Here is a 490-nt window from a genome sequence, read left to right as displayed (position 1 = left end):
GCGCGACGGACGCCGGGCGGCCCTCGCCCGGCAGGGACTGGTGCTCGCCGCCTCCGGTGGCCGGCGCTGGGGGTGGCTCGGGCCGGCTCTGGTCCTCGGCGCGCTGGCACTGCTCGTCGTCGCCCTGGCCCGCCCGGTCGCCTCCGTCGCCGAGCCCCACCGGGAGGGCACGGTCATCCTCGCCTTCGACGTGTCGACGAGCATGGCGGCGACCGATGTGCGCCCGACCCGCCTCGGCGCGTCCCAGGCGGCGGCACGGCGCTTCGTCGAGCGGCAGCCGGCCGGCGTCCGCATCGGCGTCGTCGCGTTCGGCGGCACGGGCGTGGTGACACAACGGCCGACGACCGACCGGGGCGACGTCCTCGCGGCGATCGACCGGCTGCGCGCCGAGGGCCAGACCTCGCTCGGCGGGGGCCTGCTCGCCGCGCTGGGCGCCATCGCGGGACACCCCGTGGCGCTCGCTGGCGGCGCGACCGACGCCGGCGGCACC

The 490-nt window shown here is 79.6% G+C and carries 1 protein-coding gene; it reads left to right on the top strand.

From position 1 onward, the window contains the following. Positions 1–490, top strand: a 490-nt coding sequence (locus N864_RS23005; protein WP_034723099.1) for a VWA domain-containing protein, incomplete at both ends; no start/stop codon positions are given.

This window comes from Intrasporangium chromatireducens Q5-1, assembly GCF_000576575.1.
Classification (GTDB): Bacteria; Actinomycetota; Actinomycetes; order Actinomycetales; family Dermatophilaceae; genus Intrasporangium_A; species Intrasporangium_A chromatireducens.
The sequence above is the reverse complement of the archived record's forward strand: the minus strand, read 5'-3'. Positions and strand labels throughout refer to the sequence as shown.